This window comes from Xanthomonas sp. 3307, from assembly GCF_014199735.1.
GTDB classification, from domain to species: Bacteria; Pseudomonadota; Gammaproteobacteria; order Xanthomonadales; family Xanthomonadaceae; genus Xanthomonas_A; species Xanthomonas_A rydalmerensis.
On the sequence record NZ_JACHOG010000002.1, the window covers coordinates 294,558 to 312,587 of the forward strand.

At 69.1% G+C, this 18,030-nt stretch carries 16 protein-coding genes; 9 read left to right on the plus strand and 7 right to left on the minus strand.

What is annotated here, in order from left to right:
• Positions 1-40: 40 nt before the first annotated feature.
• Positions 41-616: an alpha-ketoglutarate-dependent dioxygenase AlkB gene (locus GGR64_RS06115; protein WP_184644577.1), complete on the minus strand. Its 576-nt coding sequence runs from the start codon at positions 614-616 to the stop codon at positions 41-43.
• 113 nt (positions 617-729) lie between these two features.
• Between GGR64_RS06115 and GGR64_RS06120 the strand changes: the two genes are divergently transcribed.
• Entirely contained in the window at positions 730-2,373 is a 1,644-nt protein-coding gene (locus GGR64_RS06120; RefSeq protein WP_184644579.1) for an electron transfer flavoprotein-ubiquinone oxidoreductase, read from the plus strand.
• Complete coding sequence (locus GGR64_RS06125; protein ID WP_184644581.1) at positions 2,370-4,439, plus strand: glycoside hydrolase family 99-like domain-containing protein; 2,070 nt, start codon at positions 2,370-2,372, stop codon at positions 4,437-4,439. Before GGR64_RS06120 ends, GGR64_RS06125 begins: the two co-directional genes overlap by 4 nt.
• A gap of 16 nt (positions 4,440-4,455) precedes the next feature.
• On the opposite strand, the gene GGR64_RS06130 is transcribed toward GGR64_RS06125, so the two are convergent.
• Together GGR64_RS06130 and GGR64_RS06135 are read right to left on the minus strand one after the other, a co-directional pair.
• Positions 4,456-5,088, minus strand: coding sequence for a CoA transferase subunit B (locus tag GGR64_RS06130; RefSeq protein ID WP_160957519.1), 633 nt, complete (start codon positions 5,086-5,088; stop codon positions 4,456-4,458).
• A 1-nt stretch (position 5,089) separates the two neighbouring features.
• The gene (locus tag GGR64_RS06135) at positions 5,090-5,827 is read right to left on the minus strand and encodes a CoA transferase subunit A (RefSeq protein WP_160968903.1); all 738 of its coding nucleotides are present in this window, start codon (positions 5,825-5,827) and stop codon (positions 5,090-5,092) included.
• A gap of 133 nt (positions 5,828-5,960) precedes the next feature.
• Between GGR64_RS06135 and GGR64_RS06140 the strand changes: the two genes are divergently transcribed.
• Both GGR64_RS06140 and GGR64_RS06145 read left to right on the plus strand, forming a co-directional pair.
• Complete coding sequence (locus GGR64_RS06140) at positions 5,961-7,307, plus strand: phosphomannomutase (protein ID WP_184448432.1); 1,347 nt, start codon at positions 5,961-5,963, stop codon at positions 7,305-7,307.
• Positions 7,308-7,356: 49 nt separating this feature from the next.
• Entirely contained in the window at positions 7,357-8,760 is a 1,404-nt protein-coding gene (locus GGR64_RS06145; protein ID WP_184644583.1) for a mannose-1-phosphate guanylyltransferase/mannose-6-phosphate isomerase, read from the plus strand.
• Positions 8,761-8,847: 87 nt separating this feature from the next.
• On the opposite strand, the gene rfbD is transcribed toward GGR64_RS06145, so the two are convergent.
• The 4 genes from rfbD to rfbB are packed head-to-tail and all read right to left on the minus strand — an operon-like array spanning position 8,848 to position 12,314.
• Positions 8,848-9,762: a dTDP-4-dehydrorhamnose reductase gene (gene rfbD, locus GGR64_RS06150; RefSeq protein WP_184644584.1), complete on the minus strand. Its 915-nt coding sequence runs from the start codon at positions 9,760-9,762 to the stop codon at positions 8,848-8,850.
• Entirely contained in the window at positions 9,759-10,316 is a 558-nt protein-coding gene (gene rfbC / locus GGR64_RS06155) for a dTDP-4-dehydrorhamnose 3,5-epimerase (RefSeq protein WP_019797144.1), read from the minus strand. The genes rfbD and rfbC overlap by 4 nt, the downstream gene beginning before the upstream one ends.
• Positions 10,313-11,200, minus strand: coding sequence for a glucose-1-phosphate thymidylyltransferase RfbA (rfbA, locus tag GGR64_RS06160; protein ID WP_184644586.1), 888 nt, complete (start codon positions 11,198-11,200; stop codon positions 10,313-10,315). Before rfbA ends, rfbC begins: the two co-directional genes overlap by 4 nt.
• Positions 11,201-11,258: 58 nt before the next feature.
• Positions 11,259-12,314, minus strand: coding sequence for a dTDP-glucose 4,6-dehydratase (rfbB, locus tag GGR64_RS06165; RefSeq protein WP_184644588.1), 1,056 nt, complete (start codon positions 12,312-12,314; stop codon positions 11,259-11,261).
• A gap of 226 nt (positions 12,315-12,540) precedes the next feature.
• On the opposite strand from rfbB, the gene GGR64_RS06170 reads away from it, so the two are divergent.
• The 5 genes from GGR64_RS06170 (at position 12,541) to GGR64_RS06190 (ending at position 18,028) form a co-directional block, all read left to right on the plus strand.
• Entirely contained in the window at positions 12,541-13,287 is a 747-nt protein-coding gene (locus GGR64_RS06170) for an electron transfer flavoprotein subunit beta/FixA family protein (protein WP_184644590.1), read from the plus strand.
• Positions 13,287-14,228, plus strand: coding sequence for an electron transfer flavoprotein subunit alpha/FixB family protein (locus GGR64_RS06175; RefSeq protein ID WP_184644592.1), 942 nt, complete (start codon positions 13,287-13,289; stop codon positions 14,226-14,228). Before GGR64_RS06170 ends, GGR64_RS06175 begins: the two co-directional genes overlap by 1 nt.
• A gap of 20 nt (positions 14,229-14,248) precedes the next feature.
• Entirely contained in the window at positions 14,249-15,226 is a 978-nt protein-coding gene (locus GGR64_RS06180; RefSeq protein WP_184644594.1) for a lysylphosphatidylglycerol synthase transmembrane domain-containing protein, read from the plus strand.
• Between the two features lie 106 nt (positions 15,227-15,332).
• On the plus strand, positions 15,333-16,721 hold the full coding sequence (locus tag GGR64_RS06185) for a UbiA family prenyltransferase (protein ID WP_184645202.1): 1,389 nt from the start codon (positions 15,333-15,335) through the stop codon (positions 16,719-16,721).
• Entirely contained in the window at positions 16,721-18,028 is a 1,308-nt protein-coding gene (locus GGR64_RS06190; protein WP_184644596.1) for an FAD-binding oxidoreductase, read from the plus strand. Before GGR64_RS06185 ends, GGR64_RS06190 begins: the two co-directional genes overlap by 1 nt.
• Positions 18,029-18,030: the final 2 nt, after the last annotated feature.

The window sequence follows — 18,030 nt, forward strand, 5'->3', positions numbered from 1 at the left end:
AAAAGGGGGCCGTGGTCCCGGAGGGAGAAGGAATTAGGCATCACACGATCCTGCGGAACGTCAGGTTGATCCGCTCGCCGACCCGCTTGGCGGTGCGCGGTAAGGCGTGCCGGTACAGGCGCTGGGTGTCGCCCGCCATCAGCAGCAATCCGCCGGAGCTCAGTTCCAGCGCCTGCCGCAGCGCCGGCTGCTGGCGATGGCGCAACAGGAAGCGACGCGACGCGCCCAGGCTCAGCGAGGCGATCACCGGCGCCGGGCCGAGTTCGCGCTCGTCGTCGCTGTGCCAGCCCATCGCGTCGCGGCCGTCGCGGTAGCGGTTGGCGAGCACGCTGTTGAACGCCACCCCGGTCTCGGCCGCCAGCCGCGCGCGCAACGGCAGCAGCGCCGCCGGCCACGGATGCGGCGCGAAGCGGGTACCGGAATAGCGGTAGCTGGCGTCGGCATCGCCGATCCAGCAGCTCAGCCGCGGCGAATCGACCAGCTTTCCGAACAGGCGGATCCGGTGCACTTCCCACGGCACCTCGCGCAGCAACTGCGCACACAGCGCCGTCGCCGCGGCCGGGTCCAGCCACTCGGGATACCAGCGCAGATCGGCGCCGGGCAGGTCCAGTTCCATCGCGCCACGCTAGCACGCCCGCCCCCACCATACGCCGGCGTGCGGAATTTGCCCCTTCACGCGCAAACCCTGAAAATGCAGGCAGCCAGAACGAGCCAACGGGAGCGGAACAGATGACGGGAACCGAGGGCGGCGCCAACGCGCTGCAGCCAGTGGAGCGCGACGTCATGGAGTACGACGTCGTCACCGTCGGCGCGGGCCCGGCCGGGTTGGCGTTCGCGATCCGGCTCAAGCAGCTCAACCCCGACATCTCGGTCTGCGTGATCGAGAAGGCCAGCACCATCGGGGCGCACATCCTGTCCGGCGCGGTGATCGAACCGGCGCCGCTGGATGCGCTGCTGCCGGGCTGGCGCGACAACCCGCCGCCGATCTGCGTGCCGGCGGCCGAGGACGAGTTCTGGTACCTGAGCAAGGACGGCGGGCACAAGTTCCCGATGGTGCCGCCGGGCATGCGCAACCACGGCAACTTCATCGTCAGCCTCGGCGCCATGTGCGCCTGGCTGGCGCCGCAGGCCGAGGCGCTGGGCGTGGAGATCTACCCCGGCTTCGCCGCCGCCGAGACCCTGCACGCCGAGGACGGCACGGTACTGGGCGTGCGCATCGGCGACATGGGTGTGGCCAAGGACGGATCGCACAAGCCGGGCTACACCGCCGGCATCGACATCCGCGCCAAGGTCACGGTGCTGGCCGAAGGCGCGCGCGGACACCTGACCAAGCGCCTGATCGCGCGTTTCGCGCTCGACGCCGGCCACGATCCGCAGGCGTTCTCGATCGGCATCAAGGAGCTGTGGCAGTTGCCCGAGGGCCGCGTCAGCCCCGGCAAGATCGTGCACACCCTGGGTTGGCCGGCCGACAGCCAGACCTACGGCGGCAGCTTCCTGTACCACCTGGAGAACAACCAGGTGGCGCTGGGCTACGTCAGCGGCCTGGACTACCACGACCCCGAATACCGGCCGTGGGAAGCCTTCCAGCAGTGGAAGAACCACCCGATGATGAAGTCGCTGCTGGAAGGCGGCAGCATCCTCTCGGCCGGCGCGCGCGCCATCGCCAGCGGTGGCTGGCAGTCGCTGCCGAAGGTGGAGATGCCCGGCGCGCTGCTGATCGGCGACACCGCCGGCCTGCTCAACGTGCCCAAGATCAAGGGCACCCATCAGGCGATCCGCAGCGGCATGCTCGCCGCCGAACACCTCGCCGCCGGCGCCGCGCTCGACCCGGCCGGCTTCGACGCGCGCCTGCGCGGCTCGGAGGTGATGGCCGAGTTGCGCCAGGTACGCAACATCAAGCCCGGTTTCAAGAAGGGGCTGTGGTTCGGCCTGCTCAATGGCGCGTGGGAAACCCTGGTCAAGGGCGCCTCGCCGTGGACGCTCAAGGTCGGCGCCGACTGGAAGAGCCTGGACCGGCTGGGCGAGCACGAGCAGCCCAAGCGCGACTACGTGCAGCGCGAACTGGCCCCGCGCGACCGCCTGCAGGGCGTGTACTTCGCCGCCACCGAGCACGACGAGGACCAGCCGGTGCACCTGCACGTGCTCGATCCGCAGATCTGCGTGACCCGCTGCACCGAGGAGTACGGCAACCCCTGCACGCGCTTCTGCCCGGCGGCGGTGTACGAGATCGTCGACGACGCGGCCGGCAAGCGTCTGCAGATCAACGCCGCCAACTGCGTGCACTGCAAGACCTGCGACATCAAGGATCCGTACGCGATCATCGACTGGGTGACGCCGGAAGGCGGCTCCGGGCCGAATTACCAGAACCTGTGAGCGCAGGCCTGCCCGCGCGCCTGAAGACGGCGCTGTACCTCACGCTGCGCGCGGGCTTTCGCGTCCTGCCGCTGGCGCCGGCGCAGCGCGATCGCCTGCGCGCGCGCTTCCTGGAGCGCCATGCGGATCTGGTGCCGCCGCCGCCGCGCGGGCGCGCCACCGACGGGCATGGCGAACGCCGGCCACGCGCGCGCGCCGACGAGCGTGCGATCGGCCATGTATCCGCGCAGCAGGTGACGCTGCCGACGCCACTGCCGGCGACCGTGGTGGCGTTCTACCTGCCGCAGTTCCATCCGATCCCGGAGAACGACGCCTGGTGGGGCACCGGCTTCACCGAATGGCGCAACGTCACCCGCGCGCTGCCGCAGTTCGAGGGACATGTGCAGCCGCGGCTGCCGGCGGACCTGGGGTTCTACGACCTGCGCAACCCGCAGAGCATGCGGCAGCAGGTGGCGCTGGCGAAGCAGTACGGCATCGGCGCGTTCTGTTTCTACTTCTACTGGTTCGGCGGCAAGACCTTGCTGGAGACGCCGCTGCGGCAGTGGCTGGACGATCCCACGCTGGAGCTGCCGTTCTGCCTGTGCTGGGCCAACGAGCAATGGTCGCGGCGCTGGGACGGCCGCGGCGACGATGTGCTGATGGCGCAGGCGCACAGCGCGCAGGACGATCTGGACTTCATCGCGCACGTCGCCGACTACCTGCGCGACCCGCGCTGCCTGCGCGTGGATGGCCGGCCGATGCTGCTGGTGTACCGCCCGCATCTGCTGCCGGATCCACAGGCCACCGCCACGCGCTGGCGCGACTGGTGCCGGCAGCACGGCATCGGCGAATTGCACCTGGCCTACGTGCAGGGCTTCGAGCGGCCGGACCCGCGCGACATCGGTTTCGACGCGGCGGTCGAGTTCCCGCCGAACATGAGCAATCCCCGCTCGCTGGCGGCCGACCAGCACCTGCTCAATCCCGACTACAGCGGCGCCGTGCTGGATTGGCGCGCCCTGGCCGCGGAGATCGCCGCGCGCCCGCTGCCCGACTATCTGCTGTATCCGGGCGTCAACCCGGGCTGGGACAACGAAGCGCGCCGTCCCGGCGCCGGCCGCGTCTATCTGCACGCCTCGCCGCGCGGCTACGAGGACTGGCTGCGCACCACCATCCATACCCGGCTGCAGGGTCGCCGCGCCGAGCAGCGCCTGGTGTTCGTCAACGCCTGGAACGAGTGGGCCGAAGGCGCCGTGCTGGAACCGGATGCGCGGCTGGGCCATGCTTATCTCGACGCCACCCGCCGCGCGCTGGCGCCGCTGCCGGCACGCAACACGACGCCGCACGCGATCGTCCACGCGTGGTATCCGGACGTACTGCCGGAACTGCTGGCGCAACTGGCCGCGAGCGCCCTGCCGTGGCGTCTGCTGGTCACCACCTCGCCCGACCAGGCCGATGCGGTGCGCGCGCACTTGCGTGCGTGCGCGTTGCCGTCCGAGGTGATGGTGCTGGAGAACCGCGGCCGCGACATCCTGCCGTTCCTGCACGCCGCCGAGCGGCTGCTGCGCGATGGCGTGGACGTGGTGCTGAAACTGCATACCAAGCGCAGCACCCATCTGCACAACGGCGATGCCTGGCGCACCGAACTGCTGCAACGCCTGGCCGGCGCCGACCGTGCCGCGCGCGTGCTGCAGGCCTTCGCGCAGGAGCCTGCGCTCGGCCTGGTCGCGCCCGAAGGCCATCTGCTGCCGTTGGCCGAATTCTGGGGCGGCAACCGCGCGGCCGCCGACTACCTGCTGCGCCGGACCGGCCACAGCGACCCGCGCCTGGAGCAGGCGCAGTTCATCTCGGGCAGCATGTTTTGGGCACGCCTGGACGCGCTGCGGCCGCTGCTGGACAGCGGCCTGTGCCCTTCCGAATTCGAGGCCGAGCACGGGCAGCTCGACGCCACCCTGGCGCATGCGGTGGAACGGCTGGCGGCGCCGCTGGCCGAGCGCGCCGGCTACCGGGTGGCCACCGTGGCCGACCTGCTCGGCCAGCCACCGCCGGTATCCACCACCGACTACGCCTACGCGCAGCGCAGCGCCTGAGCGGCGCAGCGCACCCTTACCCGCGCCGGAACGGCACGCCGGTCTTGGCGACCAGTTCGGCCTCGTCCACGCCCTCGGCGGTTTCCACCAGCACCAGGCCGCTGTCGGTGACGTCGAACACGGCCAGGTCGGTGATGATGCGATCGACCACGCCGACACCGGTCAGCGGCAGATCGCATGCCGGCAGGATCTTGTGGCTGCCGTCCTTGGCCACGTGTTCCATCAGCACGACCACGCGCTTGACCCCGGCCACCAGGTCCATCGCGCCGCCCATGCCCTTGACCATCTTGCCCGGCACCATCCAGTTGGCCAGGTCGCCCTTCTCGCTGACCTGCATCGCGCCGAGGATGGCCAGGTCGATATGGCCGCCGCGGATCATCGCGAAGGAATCGTGGCTACCGAAGTAGCTGGCGCCGGCGCGGGCGGTGACGGTCTGCTTGCCGGCATTGATCAGGTCGGCATCCACCTCGTCCTCGCTGGGGAACGGGCCGATGCCGAGCAGGCCGTTCTCCGACTGCAGCCACACGTCCACGCCCTCGGGAATGTGGTTGGCGACCAGGGTCGGCAGGCCGATACCCAGGTTCACGTAGGCGCCGTCGGTGAGTTCGCGGGCGGCGCGCTGCGCCATGTCGTCGCGGGTCCAGGCCATGTCAGGCGTCCTTCTGGCGCAGGGTGCGCTGTTCGATGCGTTTTTCGGGGTGCGGGTTGTGCACGATGCGGTCGACGTAGATGCCGGGCAGGTGCACCTGGTCCGGATCCAGGCTGCCGGTCTCCACCACTTCTTCGACCTCGGCGATGCAGACCTTGCCGGCCATCGCGCAGGCCGGGTTGAAGTTGCGCGCGGTCTTGCGGAACACCAGGTTGCCGGCGGCATCGGCCTTCCACGCCTTGACCAGGGCCACGTCGGCGCGCAGCGCGGTCTCCAGCACGTAGTGCTTGCCGTCGAACTCGCGGGTCTCCTTGCCCTCGGCCACCACCGTGCCGTAGCCGGTGGCGGTGAAGAACGCGGGGATGCCCGCGCCGCCGGCACGCAGGCGTTCGGCCAGAGTGCCCTGCGGATTGAATTCCAGTTCCAGTTCGCCGGCCAGGTACTGGCGTTCGAACTCCTTGTTCTCGCCGACGTAGGAGGAAATCATCTTGCGGATCTGCCGCGTCGCCAGCAGCTGGCCCAGGCCGAAGCCGTCGACGCCGGCATTGTTGGAGATCACCGTGAGGCCGCCGACGCCGCTGTCGCGCAGAGCCGCAATCAAGGCCTCCGGGATGCCGCACAGGCCGAAGCCGCCGACCGCCAGGGTCTGCCCATCCGCCACCACGTCGGCCAACGCCGTGGCCGCATCAGGGTAAAGCTTGCCGCGCCGCCCGCCCGCAGGGGTAGTGGTGTCGCCCATTCGCCAGCTCCGCGTTGGAAATAGGCGCGTAGTCTAGCCGCTCGCCGCGCCGGACCCCCGCCGCACCGCCGCAACGACCGATTAAGCGGCGGAACGTTACACTCCGGTTTCCCCCAACTAGGACCCTCTTCCTATGTCGCTTCCCGCATTCAAGGCCTACGACATCCGCGGTCGCGTTCCCGACGAACTGAACGAGGACTTGGCGCGCCGCATCGGCGTGGCGCTGGCGGGGCAGTTGCAGAGCGGCCCGGTGGTGGTCGGCCATGACGTGCGCCTGGCCAGCCCCGCGCTGCAGGCGGCACTGTCGGCGGGCCTGCGTGCCAGCGGCCGCGAGGTCATCGACATCGGCCTGTGCGGCACCGAGGAAGTGTATTTCCAGACCGATCACCTGCAGGCCGCCGGCGGCGTGATGGTCACCGCCAGCCACAACCCGATGGACTACAACGGCATGAAGCTGGTGCGCGAGAACGCGCGCCCGATCAGCTCCGATACCGGCCTGTTCGCGATCCGCGACACCGTCGCCGCCGACACAGCGCCGGCCGCGGCGCCGACCGCCGCCGAGCATCACCGCCCGGACAAGAGCGCCTACATCGAGCACCTGCTCAGCTACGTGGACCGCGCCACGCTCAAGCCGCTGAAGCTGGTGGTCAACGCCGGCAACGGCGGCGCCGGTGCCATCATCGACCTGCTGGCGCCGCACCTGCCGTTCGAGTTCGTGCGCGTCTTCCACGAGCCGGACGGCCACTTCCCCAACGGAATTCCCAACCCGCTGCTACCGGAGAACCGCGCCGCCACGGCCAATGCGGTCAAGCAGCACGGCGCCGACTTCGGCATCGCCTGGGACGGGGACTTCGACCGCTGCTTCTTCTTCGACGCCGACGGCCGCTTCATCGAGGGCTACTACCTGGTGGGCCTGCTGGCGCAGGCGATCCTGGCCAAGCAGCCGGGCGGCAAGGTCGTGCACGACCCGCGCCTGACCTGGAACACGATCGAACAGGTCGAGGAGGCCGGCGGCATCCCGGTGCTGTGCAAGAGCGGGCATGCCTTCATCAAGGAGAAGATGCGCAGCGAGAACGCCGTGTACGGCGGCGAGATGAGCGCGCACCACTACTTCCGCGAATTCGCCTACGCCGACTCGGGGATGATCCCGTGGCTGCTGATCGCCGAACTGGTGTCGCAGTCCGGCCGCTCGTTGGCCGACCTGGTCGAGGCGCGCATGCAGAAGTTCCCGTGCAGCGGCGAGATCAACTTCAAGGTCGCCGACGCCAAGGCGGCGGTGGCGCGGGTGATGGAACACTTCGCCTCGCATGCGCCGACGCTGGACTACACCGACGGCGTCAGCGCCGAATTCGCCGACTGGCGCTTCAACCTGCGCAGTTCCAACACCGAGCCGCTGCTGCGCCTGAACGTGGAAACCCGCGGCGATGCGGCGTTGCTGGAACAGCGTACCCAGGAGATCTCCGAGCTGCTGCGCGGCTGATCCCGACACCCTCCCCCACCCACAGACGCACTATGGAGTTCCCCCGCCCATGAGCGACGTCCTTCCCATCATCCTGTCCGGCGGTTCCGGCACGCGCCTGTGGCCGTTGTCGCGCGAGTCGTATCCCAAGCAATTCCTGCCACTGGTCGGCGAACAGAGCATGCTGCAGGCCACCTGGCAGCGCGCGGCGCCGGTCGCCGCGCATGCGCCCATCGTGGTCGCCAACGAAGAACACCGCTTCGTCGCGGCCGAGCAGTTGCAACAGATCGGCGTGAAGCCGCATGCGATCCTGCTCGAACCCAAGGGCCGCAACACCGCGCCGGCGATCGCCGTGGCGGCGCTGGAGGCCTCGCGCGACGGCGCCGATCCGCTGTTGCTGGTCCTGCCCTCCGATCATGTGATCGGTGACGAGGCGGCCTTCCAGGCAGCGGTGCGCGTGGCCGCCATCGCGGCCGAGCAAGGCAAGCTGGTGACGTTCGGGATCAAGCCGACCACACCGGAAACCGGCTACGGCTACATCAAGGCGGCCGCCGGCGATGGCGCGCGCGCGGTCGAGCGCTTCGTCGAAAAACCCGACTTGGCCACCGCGAAAAGTTATCTGGCGTCGGGCGAGTATTACTGGAACAGCGGCATGTTCCTGTTCCGCGCCTCGCGCTATCTAGAAGAACTGCGCAAGTTCCAGCCCGCCATCGCCGATGCCTGCACCAAGGCGTGGCAGTCGGCAAAGCGCGACGCCGACTTCACCCGTCTGGACAAGGACGCCTTCGCCGCCAGCCCCTCCGACTCCATCGACTACGCGGTGATGGAGAAGACCGCCGACGCGGTGGTGGTGCCGCTGGACGCGAAGTGGAGCGACGTCGGTTCGTGGTCGGCGCTGCTGGACGTGTCGCCGCAGGATGCCAACGGCAATGCCCACCACGGCGACGTGATCGAGATCGATTGCCGCAACACCTACGCCTACGGCTCGCGCCTGATCGCGATGGTGGGCCTGCAGGACGTGGTGGTCGTGGAGACCGACGACGCGGTGCTGGTCGGCCACAAAGAGCGCATCCAGGAAGTGAAGGACGTCGTCGGCAAGATCAAGGCCAACGGCCGTTCCGAGGCCACCTGGCACCGCAAGGTGTACCGCCCGTGGGGCGCCTACGACTCGATCGACAACGGCCAGCGTTTCCAGGTCAAGCGCATCACGGTCAAGCCCGGCGCCACGCTGAGCCTGCAGATGCATCACCACCGCGCCGAGCACTGGATCGTGGTGAGCGGTACCGCCGAAGTCACCCGTGGCGAGGAAGTACTGCTGCTCACCGAGAACCAGAGCACCTACATCCCGCTCGGTGTGACCCACCGTCTGAAGAACCCCGGCAAGCTGCCGCTGGAGTTGATCGAAGTGCAGTCGGGTAGCTACCTGGGCGAGGACGACATCGTGCGCTTCGAGGACACCTACGGGCGCACCTGAGTCCGGCACACGCCGTCACGCAAAGAGCCGGGCACTGCCCGGCTCTTTGTTTTTCGGCTGCGTGCTTTTTCTGCCGCGTACGGCAGGTCAGCCAGCCGGTGCTGCCGTGGCGAGTTCACCGATCACCTGGCGCAGGCCATCGCGCCACTGCGGCAGTTCCAGCACGAAATCGCGCTGCAGGCGCGACACGTCCAGGCGCGAGTAGGCCGGGCGCTTGGCCGGGGTCGGATACTCCGCGGTGGTGATCGGCAGCACCCGCGGCGCGCGCGACAGCAGCCCCGCCGCCACCGCCTCGGCGAAGATCGCCTCGGCAAAGCCGTGCCAGGTGGTCTCGCCGGCCGCGGTCAGATGCCAGGTCCCGGACGGCAGCGTCGCGCGCTGCGCCAGCACGCGCGCGGTGACATCGGCGATCAGCGCCGCCGGGGTCGGCGTGCCGACCTGATCGGCGACCACCCGCAGTTCGTCGCGGTCGGCGCCGACGCGCAGCATGGTGCGCAGGAAATTGTGTCCGTGCGCGGCATACACCCAGGCGGTGCGGAAGATCAGGTGCTGCGCACCGGAAGCGCGGATCGCTTCCTCGCCGGCCAGCTTGGTGGCGCCGTACACGCCCAGCGGCGCGGTCGGTGCATCCTCGGGATAAGGCTGCGTGCCCTGGCCGTCGAACACGTAGTCGGTGGAGTAATGCACCAGCGGCACGCCATGCGCCGCACACCAGGTGGCGATCGCCGCCGGCGATTCGGCATTGGCACGGCGGGCGGCCTCTGCGTCCTGTTCGGCGCGATCGACCGCGGTGTAGGCCGCGGCGTTGACCACCGCCGTCGGCCGCAGCCGGTCCAGCAGTTCGCCCAGCGTCTGCGGCTGGTCGAAATCGGCGCGCTCGCAGGCGCTGCCGTCGGGCAACTGGCCGCTGCGCGTGGTCGCGAGCACCGGCCCCTGCGCCGCCAGCGCGCGCAGCAGTTCCTGCCCGGCCTGGCCGTTGCCGCCGAAGACCAGCATGCTCATGGCTGGTAGACCGGCAAGCGCTCGACCGGGATATCGGCCAGGAACGGCGCGACAGCGTCCTTGCCCGACAGCACCGGCTCGGAGATCGGCCAATCGACGCCAATCGCAGCATCGTCCCAGCGCACGCCAGCGTCGGCTTCCTTGACGTACACGTCGGTGCACAGATAGCTGAACACCGCACGCTCCGACAGCACGGCGAATCCGTGCGCGAAGCCTTCCGGAATCCAGAACTGCTTCTTGTTCTCCGCGCTCAGCACCACCGCGGCCCAGCGGCCGAAGTGCGGCGAGCCATGGCGGATGTCGACGGCGACGTCGTACACCTCGCCCTCGAGGACGCTGACCAGCTTGCCCTGCGGCCGCGGCCACTGGTAATGCAGGCCGCGCAGCACGCCCTTGGCCGAGGTGGAGACGTTGCTCTGCACGAACTTGGTGGGCAGTCCGTGCTCGCCGAAACGCTCGGCGTTCCAGGTCTCGAAGAAATAGCCACGCGCGTCGCCGAACACCGCCGGCTCGATCACCACGCAGCCGGGCAGATTGGTTTCAATCACTTTCACGGAACGGTTCCTCGTACAGCCAGTTCATGCAAGTAGTTGCCGTAATCATTCTTGCGCAGCGGAGCGGCAAGTTTCTCCAGCTGCGCCGCATCGATCCATCCATTCCCGAAGGCGATCTCTTCCGGGCAGCAGACCTGCAGGCCCTGCCGCGACTGGATGGTCTCGATGAAATTGGAGGCTTCGTGCAGCGATTTGTGGGTGCCGGTATCCAGCCAGGCATAGCCGCGACCCAGCGCTTCCAGATGCAGTTCACCGGCTTCCAGGTAACGGCGATTGAGATCGGTGATCTCCAGTTCGCCGCGCGGCGAGGGCTTCAGTTCGGCGGCGTGGTCGCTGGCCTGGCCATCGTAGAAGTACAGGCCGGTGACCGCGTAGTGGGAGCGCGGCTTGGCCGGCTTTTCCTCGATGTCGATCACCTTGCCGGACGCGTCGAACTCGGCCACGCCGTAGCGCTCGGGATCGTTGACCCAATAGCCGAACACGGTGGCGCCCTGTTGCCGCGCATCGGCACGCTGCAGAGTTTCCGTCAGACCATGACCGTGGAAGATGTTATCGCCCAACACCAGGCAGCTCGGCTTGCCGGCGACGAAGTCGCGGCCGATCAGGTAGGCCTGGGCCAGCCCGTCCGGGCTCGGCTGCACCGCGTAATGGATGTCCATGCCCCACTGCGCGCCATCGCCCAGCAGCGCCTGGAACAGCGCCTGTTCGTGGGGGGTGTTGATGATCAGCACCTCGCGGATCCCGGCCAGCATCAGCACGCTGAGCGGGTAGTAGATCATCGGCTTGTCGTACACCGGCAACAGCTGCTTGCTGACGCCCTTGGTGATCGGATACAGCCGTGTGCCGGAGCCGCCAGCGAGGATGATGCCCTTGCGTTGTGTCATGAGGTACTTCCTTTGGACGTCCGCATGTGGATGTGCGGGCGCATGCGAGGGACGCGGGTTATGCCGCGGTGCCGATCCGTTCCAGCCGATAGCTGCCATCGAGCACGCCCTGTACCCAGTCCTGATGGCTCAGGTACCAGTCCACGGTGAGCGCGATGCCCTGTTCGAAGGTGTACTTCGGCTCCCAGCCCAGTTCGTTCTTCAGCTTGGAGGCGTCGATGGCGTAGCGACGGTCGTGGCCGGGCCGGTCGGCGACGTAGGTGATCTGGCTGGCGCGCGGCTTGCCGTCTTCGCGCGGACGCCGTGCGTCCAGCAGCGCGCAGATCGCCTGCACCACCTCGATGTTCTGCTTCTCGGAATTGCCGCCGACGTTGTAGGTCTCGCCCACCTTGCCCATGGCCAGCACGGTGCGGATCGCTTCGCAGTGGTCGCCGACGAACAGCCAGTCGCGCACCTGCTTGCCGTCGCCGTACACCGGCAGCGGCTCGCCGGCCAGCGCCTTGGCGATCACCAGCGGAATGAGCTTCTCCGGAAAGTGGTAGGGGCCGTAGTTGTTGGAGCAGTTGGTGGTCAGCACCGGCAGGCCGTAGGTGTGGTGGAACGCGCGCACCAGATGGTCGGAGGCGGCCTTGGACGCCGAGTACGGCGAGTTCGGCGCATACGGGGTGGTTTCGCTGAACTTGCCGGTCTCGCCCAGCGTCCCGTAGACCTCGTCGGTGGACACGTGCAGGAAGCGGAACGCGTCGCGGCGGCCGTCCGGCAGCGCCTTCCAGTGATCGCGCACCGACTCCAGCAGGCCCAGGGTGCCGACCACGTTGGTCTGGATGAAGGCGCCGGGGCCGTCGATCGAGCGGTCCACGTGGCTCTCGGCGGCGAAATTGACCACCGCGTCGGGCTGGTGCTCGGCAAGCAGACGGCTCACCAGATCGCGGTCGCCGATGTCCCCGTGCACGAACACGTGGTCGGGATTGCCTTCCAGCGACGCCAGTGTGTTCAGGTTTCCGGCGTAGGTCAGTGCGTCCAGGTTGATCACACGGATGCCGCGCGCCACCGCCTCGAGCACGAAATTGCCGCCGATGAAACCGGCACCGCCGGTTACGAGCCAAGTCGCCACTGTATGTTTCTCCTGATTCGGCACCGTCGGCGCCCGCTGTTCGAACGGCACAGGATATACGGTTTATATGAACCAGTCGTGGTTGCCGCGCGGCAGGATCGGGGCCTACGGACCCCGTCACCATACGCCCTCGCATGGTCTCCCGCGCCCGGTTAGAATCCTCCGACTGCCCCGTGCCAGCCGCCGCGGCCGGGCCTTCCCGCACTGCTGAAGGATCTCGTACACGATGAAAATCCTCGTCGCCTACAAGCGCGTGGTGGACTACAACGTCCGCATCCAGGTTAAGCCGGACGGCTCCGGCGTGATCACCGAGGGCGTCAAGCTCTCCGCCAACCCGTTCGACGAAATCGCCCTGGAAGAGGCGCTGCGCCTGCGCGACGCCGGCATCGCCAGCGAGGTGGTGGTCGCCACCATCGCCCCGGCCGACGCCGCCGCGCACCTGCGCAACGGCCTGGCGATGGGTGCCAACCGCGCCATCCACGTGGTCGCCGACGCGGCGATCCAGCCGCTGACCGCCGCGCGCACCCTGCTCAAGCTGGTCGAGCAGGAGCAGCCGGACCTGGTGATCCTGGGCAAGCAGGCGATCGACGACGACGCCAACCAGACCGGGCAGATGCTGGCCACGCTGTGGGGCCGCCCGCAGGCGACCTTCGCCGGCAAGCTGGTGGTGGCCGAAGGCAAGGCCACGGTGACCCGCGAAGTCGACGCCGGCCTGGAGACCCTGGAAGTGGACCTGCCGGCGGTGGTCACCACCGACCTGCGCCTGAACGAGCCGCGCTTCATCAAACTGCCGGACATCATGAAGGCCAAGAGCAAGCCGCTGCAGACCCTGGCCTTCGCCGACCTGGGCGTGGAGGCCAACGACAGCCTCACCACCACCCACTACGCCCCGCCGGCCAAGCGCAGCCGCGGCGTGATGGTCAAGGATGCCGCCGAACTGGTGGCCGCACTCAAGCAGAAGGGGTTGCTGTAATGGCCAAGATCCTCGTCGTCGCCGAACATCTCAACGGGCAGCTCAACGCCGCCACCGCCAAGTGCGTCAGCGCCGCGCAGGCGCTGTCGCCCGAGGCCATCGATATCGTCGTGCTGGCCGCCGATCCGGCCGCGGTGGCCGCGCAGGCCGCACAGATCGCCGGCGTCGCCCGCGTCCTCACCGTCGCCAATCCCGCCAACGAACACGCCATCGCGCAGGTGCTGGGCCCGCAGATCGCCGCCCTGGCGACCGGTTACACCCACGTGTTCGGCCCGTCCACCACCTTCGGCAAGGACCTGATGCCGGTGGTGGCCGCCCTGCTCGGCGTCAACCAGATCTCCGACCTGATGGCGGTGGACGGCGAGTACGCGTTCAAGCGCCCGATCTACGCCGGCAACGCCATCATCAGCGTGCAGGCCCCGGCCGACCAGATCGTGGTGGCCACCGTGCGCAGCGCCTCCTGGCCGGAAGCGGCGCAAGGCGGCATCGCGGCGGTCGAAGCGACCAGCGTGGACGCGTCGCTGCCGAGCCACACCCGCTTCGTCGGCCTGGCCGCCGGCAAGTCCGACCGCCCCGACCTGCAGAGCGCCAAGCGCGTGGTCTCCGGCGGCCGCGGCGTCGGCTCGGCGGAGAACTTCCAGATCGTCTACCAGCTCGCCGACAAGCTCGGCGCGGCGGTCGGCGCCTCGCGCGCGGCGGTCGACGCAGGCTACGTGCCCAACGAACTGCAGGTGGGCCAGACCGGCAAGATCATCGCGCCGGAACTGTACGTGGCGATCGGCATTTCCGGCGCCATCCAGCACCTGACCGGCATCAAGGACGCCGGCACCATCGTCGCGATCAACAAGGACCCGGAATCGCCGATCTTCGAGATCGCCGACATCGGCCTGGTCGGCGACCTGTTCACGGTGCTGCCGGAGCTGGAAAAGGCGCTGGGCTGAGCAGGCGCGGAGACCCGGGAATGATGCCGCACGGCGCCGACGGCGTGCCCGCGCCGCGCCACCGTGCGGATCATCTGGCGTTGTTCGTCGTGCTGTTGTGCGGCGGCTACCTGGCCGCCCTGTGGTGGATCGACCGAGGCAACGGCACGTTCGCCCGGCTCGGCGCGATCTGGCCGTTGCTGGCGCTGGCGGTGCTGCCGGTCTCGGCCAGCTACCTGTTCCGTTTCTGGCGCTGGCGCTGGCTGCTGCAACGACAAGGCCATGCGGTGCCGTTCTGGCTGGGATGGGCCGCCTATCTGGCCGGGTTCGCGTTGACCGCCACCCCCGGCAAGGCCGGGGAATTGCTGCGCATCCGCTATTTCGCCCGCATGGGCGTGCCGGCGGGGCGGACGCTGGCGGTGTTCGTGTTCGAGCGCGCCTCCGATCTGCTGGTGATCCTGGCGCTGTCGCTGCTGGCCGCACCGGTCTTCCCCACCCTGGGCACCCTCGCCGCGGTGGTGATGGGCTTCGTCGCCCTGCTGTTCGGCGCCGCCGCCTGGCCGGCGCTGCTGGCGTGGCTGGAGGGCGTGGGCCGACGCCTACCCGGCCGCTGGCTGCAGCGGACGGCCCAGTTCGCCGTGTTCGCCGCCATGGAACTGCGTGCCTGCCTGGGCACCACACAGATGGTGCGCAGCCTGATCGCAGGCGCCGGCGCCTGGGGCCTGACCTCGGCGGTCTTCGTGGGGCTGTGCAGTGGCCTGGGCCTGGACCTGGATCCACTGGTCGCGTTCGGCATCTACCCGCTGGCGATGTTGATCGGCGCGCTGTCCTTCGTCCCAGGCGGGGTCGGCACCACAGAATTGGCGATCGTGCTGATGCTGGACAGATTGGGGGTCGCCACCGCCGATGCGATCGCGGTCGCGGTGGCGGCGCGGCTGGTGACGCTTTGGTACGCGGTCGCCGTGGGCGCCCTGGCGATGGGCGCGACGGAATTTCTGCAACGACGCCAGGCCGCCTGAACCGCTGGTTATAATGCGGCCCCGCTATGCATCACCAGGCCGCAGCATGTCCTTCCTCCCCAGCTCTCCCGCCGACCGCCCGGCTGTTTCAGGGCGCGCGCTCTGCGTGGATCTGGACGGCACACTGCTGAACTCGGACATCCTCTACGAGTCCCTGCTGGCCCTGCTGGCGCGCAATCCGCTGTACGTGTTCCTGCTGCCGCTGTGGCTGCTGCGCGGCAAGGCCGCGCTGAAGCGCGAACTGGCCGCGCGGGTCACGCTCCCCGCCGAGACCCTGCCCTACAACGCGCACGTGCTGGAGCTGCTGCGCACCACGTCGCAGCGCCCGCGCGTGCTGTGCACCGCCTCGGACCAGTTGCTGGTCGCGCCGATCGCCGCGCACCTGGGCCTGTTCGAAGAGGTCATCGCCAGCGACGGCCAGCGCAACCTGTCAGGCCGCAACAAGGCCGACGTGCTGGTGGAGCGGTTCGGCGCCGGCAACTTCGACTATGCCGGCAATGGCCGCGTGGACCTGCACGTGTGGGACAAGGCGGGCGGCGCCTGGGTGGTCAACAACGGCAACGGACTGCGCGCCGCTGCCGCACAGCGCACCACCGTCCACGGCCACTGGCCGGCACCGCCGCGCGCCCGCGCCTGGCTCAAGGCGCTGCGCCTGCACCAATGGCTGAAGAACCTGCTGGTGTTCGTGCCGCTGCTGACCGCGCACCGCTTCCTGGACGGCGAGTCGGTGCTGCAGTCGGTGATCGCCATGGTCGCGTTCGGGCTCTGCGCTTCCGGCGTCTACGTGCTCAACGACCTGCTCGATCTCACCCCCGACCGCCAGCATCCGCGCAAGCGCAAGCGCCCGTTCGCCGCCGGTCGGCTGCCGCTGCTGCAGGGCCTGTTCGCCGCGCCCGCCCTGACCCTGGCCGGACTGGCGCTGTCGCTGGCCTGCAACCTGCAGTTCACCCTGGTCCTGCTGGCCTACTACGTGATGACGCTGGCCTACTCGCTGCGACTCAAGCGCATCGTGATGATCGACGTGGTACTGCTGGCGGCGCTGTACACCGTGCGCATCATCGGCGGCGCGGTAGCCATCGACCTGGAGCTGTCGTTCTGGCTGCTGGCGTTCTCGATGTTCATCTTCCTCTCGCTGGCGCTGCTCAAGCGCTACACCGAACTGCACGCAATGCTCGGCAGCGGCAAGACCAAGGCCAGCGGGCGTGCCTATTCGGTGGAAGACCTGGTGCTGCTGCAGTCGATGGGCGCGGCGGCCGGCTACATCGCGGTCATGGTGATGGCGCTGTACATCAATAGCCCGGCCAGCGTGCAGCTGTATCGGCATCCCAAGCTGCTGTGGCTGATCTGCCCGGTGCTGCTGTACTGGGTCAGCCGGGTCTGGATCGTGGCGCACCGCGGCGACATGCACGACGACCCGATCGTATTTGCCGCCACCGACCGGGTCAGCCAGGTGGTGGTGGTGCTGTGCGGGCTGTTCGCGCTGAGCGCCATCTGATGGCCGATGCCGGGCAGTCCTGGGGACGCTACCCGCACGCGACGCAGACGCTGCTGCCGATCGCCGACCGGGCGGCCGCCCTGCCGGCCTTCGCCGGCAACGCGCTGCCGCGTGGTAATGGCCGCAGTTACGGCGACAGCTGCCTCAATCCGGATGGCACCCTGCTGTGCGCGCGCGGCCTGGACCGCTTCATCGGCTTCGACCCGGCCACCGGCCGGCTGCACTGCGAGGCGGGAGTCACCCTCGCCGACATCATCGATCTGGCGCTGCCGCAGGGCTGGTTCCTGCCGGTGACGCCGGGCACCCGCTACGTCACTGTGGCCGGCGCCATCGCCAACGACGTGCACGGCAAGAACCATCACCGCACCGGCAACTTCGGCCACCACGTACTCGCCTTCGAGCTGTTGCGCAGCGACGGCAGCCGCCGCCTGTGCACCCCGCACGACGACGCCGACGGCTGGTTCGCGGCCACGGTCGGTGGACTCGGCCTGACCGGGCTGATCACCTGGGCGGAGATCCAGCTGCGCCGCGTGCCGGGCCCGGCGCTGGAGACGGAGAACATCCGCTTCGGCTCGCTCGACGAGTTCTTCGCGTTGTCCGCCGCCTCGGCCGACAGCCACGAATACAGCGTCGCCTGGATCGACTGCCTGGCCAGCGGTCGCGCCCGTGGCCGCGGCCATTTCACCCGTGCCGATCACTGCGCCGGCCTGCCCGAGGAGCGCCCGGCCTCGCCCGGCAAGGGCCTGGCGATGCCGCTGACCCCGCCGGTCTCGCTGGTCAACAAGCTGTCGCTGCGGCCGTTCAACGCGCTGTACTACTGGCGCCAACCCGCGCGGAGCAAGCGCCGGCTGAGCCATGTGCTGCCGTTCTTCTATCCGCTGGACGGCATCCGCCACTGGAACCGCATGTACGGCCCACGCGGCTTCCTGCAGTACCAGTGCGTGCTGCCGCCGGCCACCGCGCGCGACGGCGTGGACGCGCTGCTGGCAGAAATCGCCCGCAGCGGCAGCGGCTCCTTCCTGGCCGTGCTGAAGGAATTCGGCGACCTTCCCGCGCGCGGCATGCTGTCCTTCCCGCGCCCGGGCACCACGCTGGCGCTGGACTTCCCCAACGACGGCGCCGACGTGCTGCGCCTGCTGGAGCGGCTGGACCGCATCGTCGACGCCGCCGACGGCGCTCTGTACCCTGCCAAGGATGCGCGGATGTCAGCCGCCTCGTTCCAGCGCGCCTATGCCCGCTGGCAGGACTTCAACCGCTATCTCGATCCCCGCTTTTCTTCCGGCTTTTGGCGCCGGGTCACGGAGTGAAC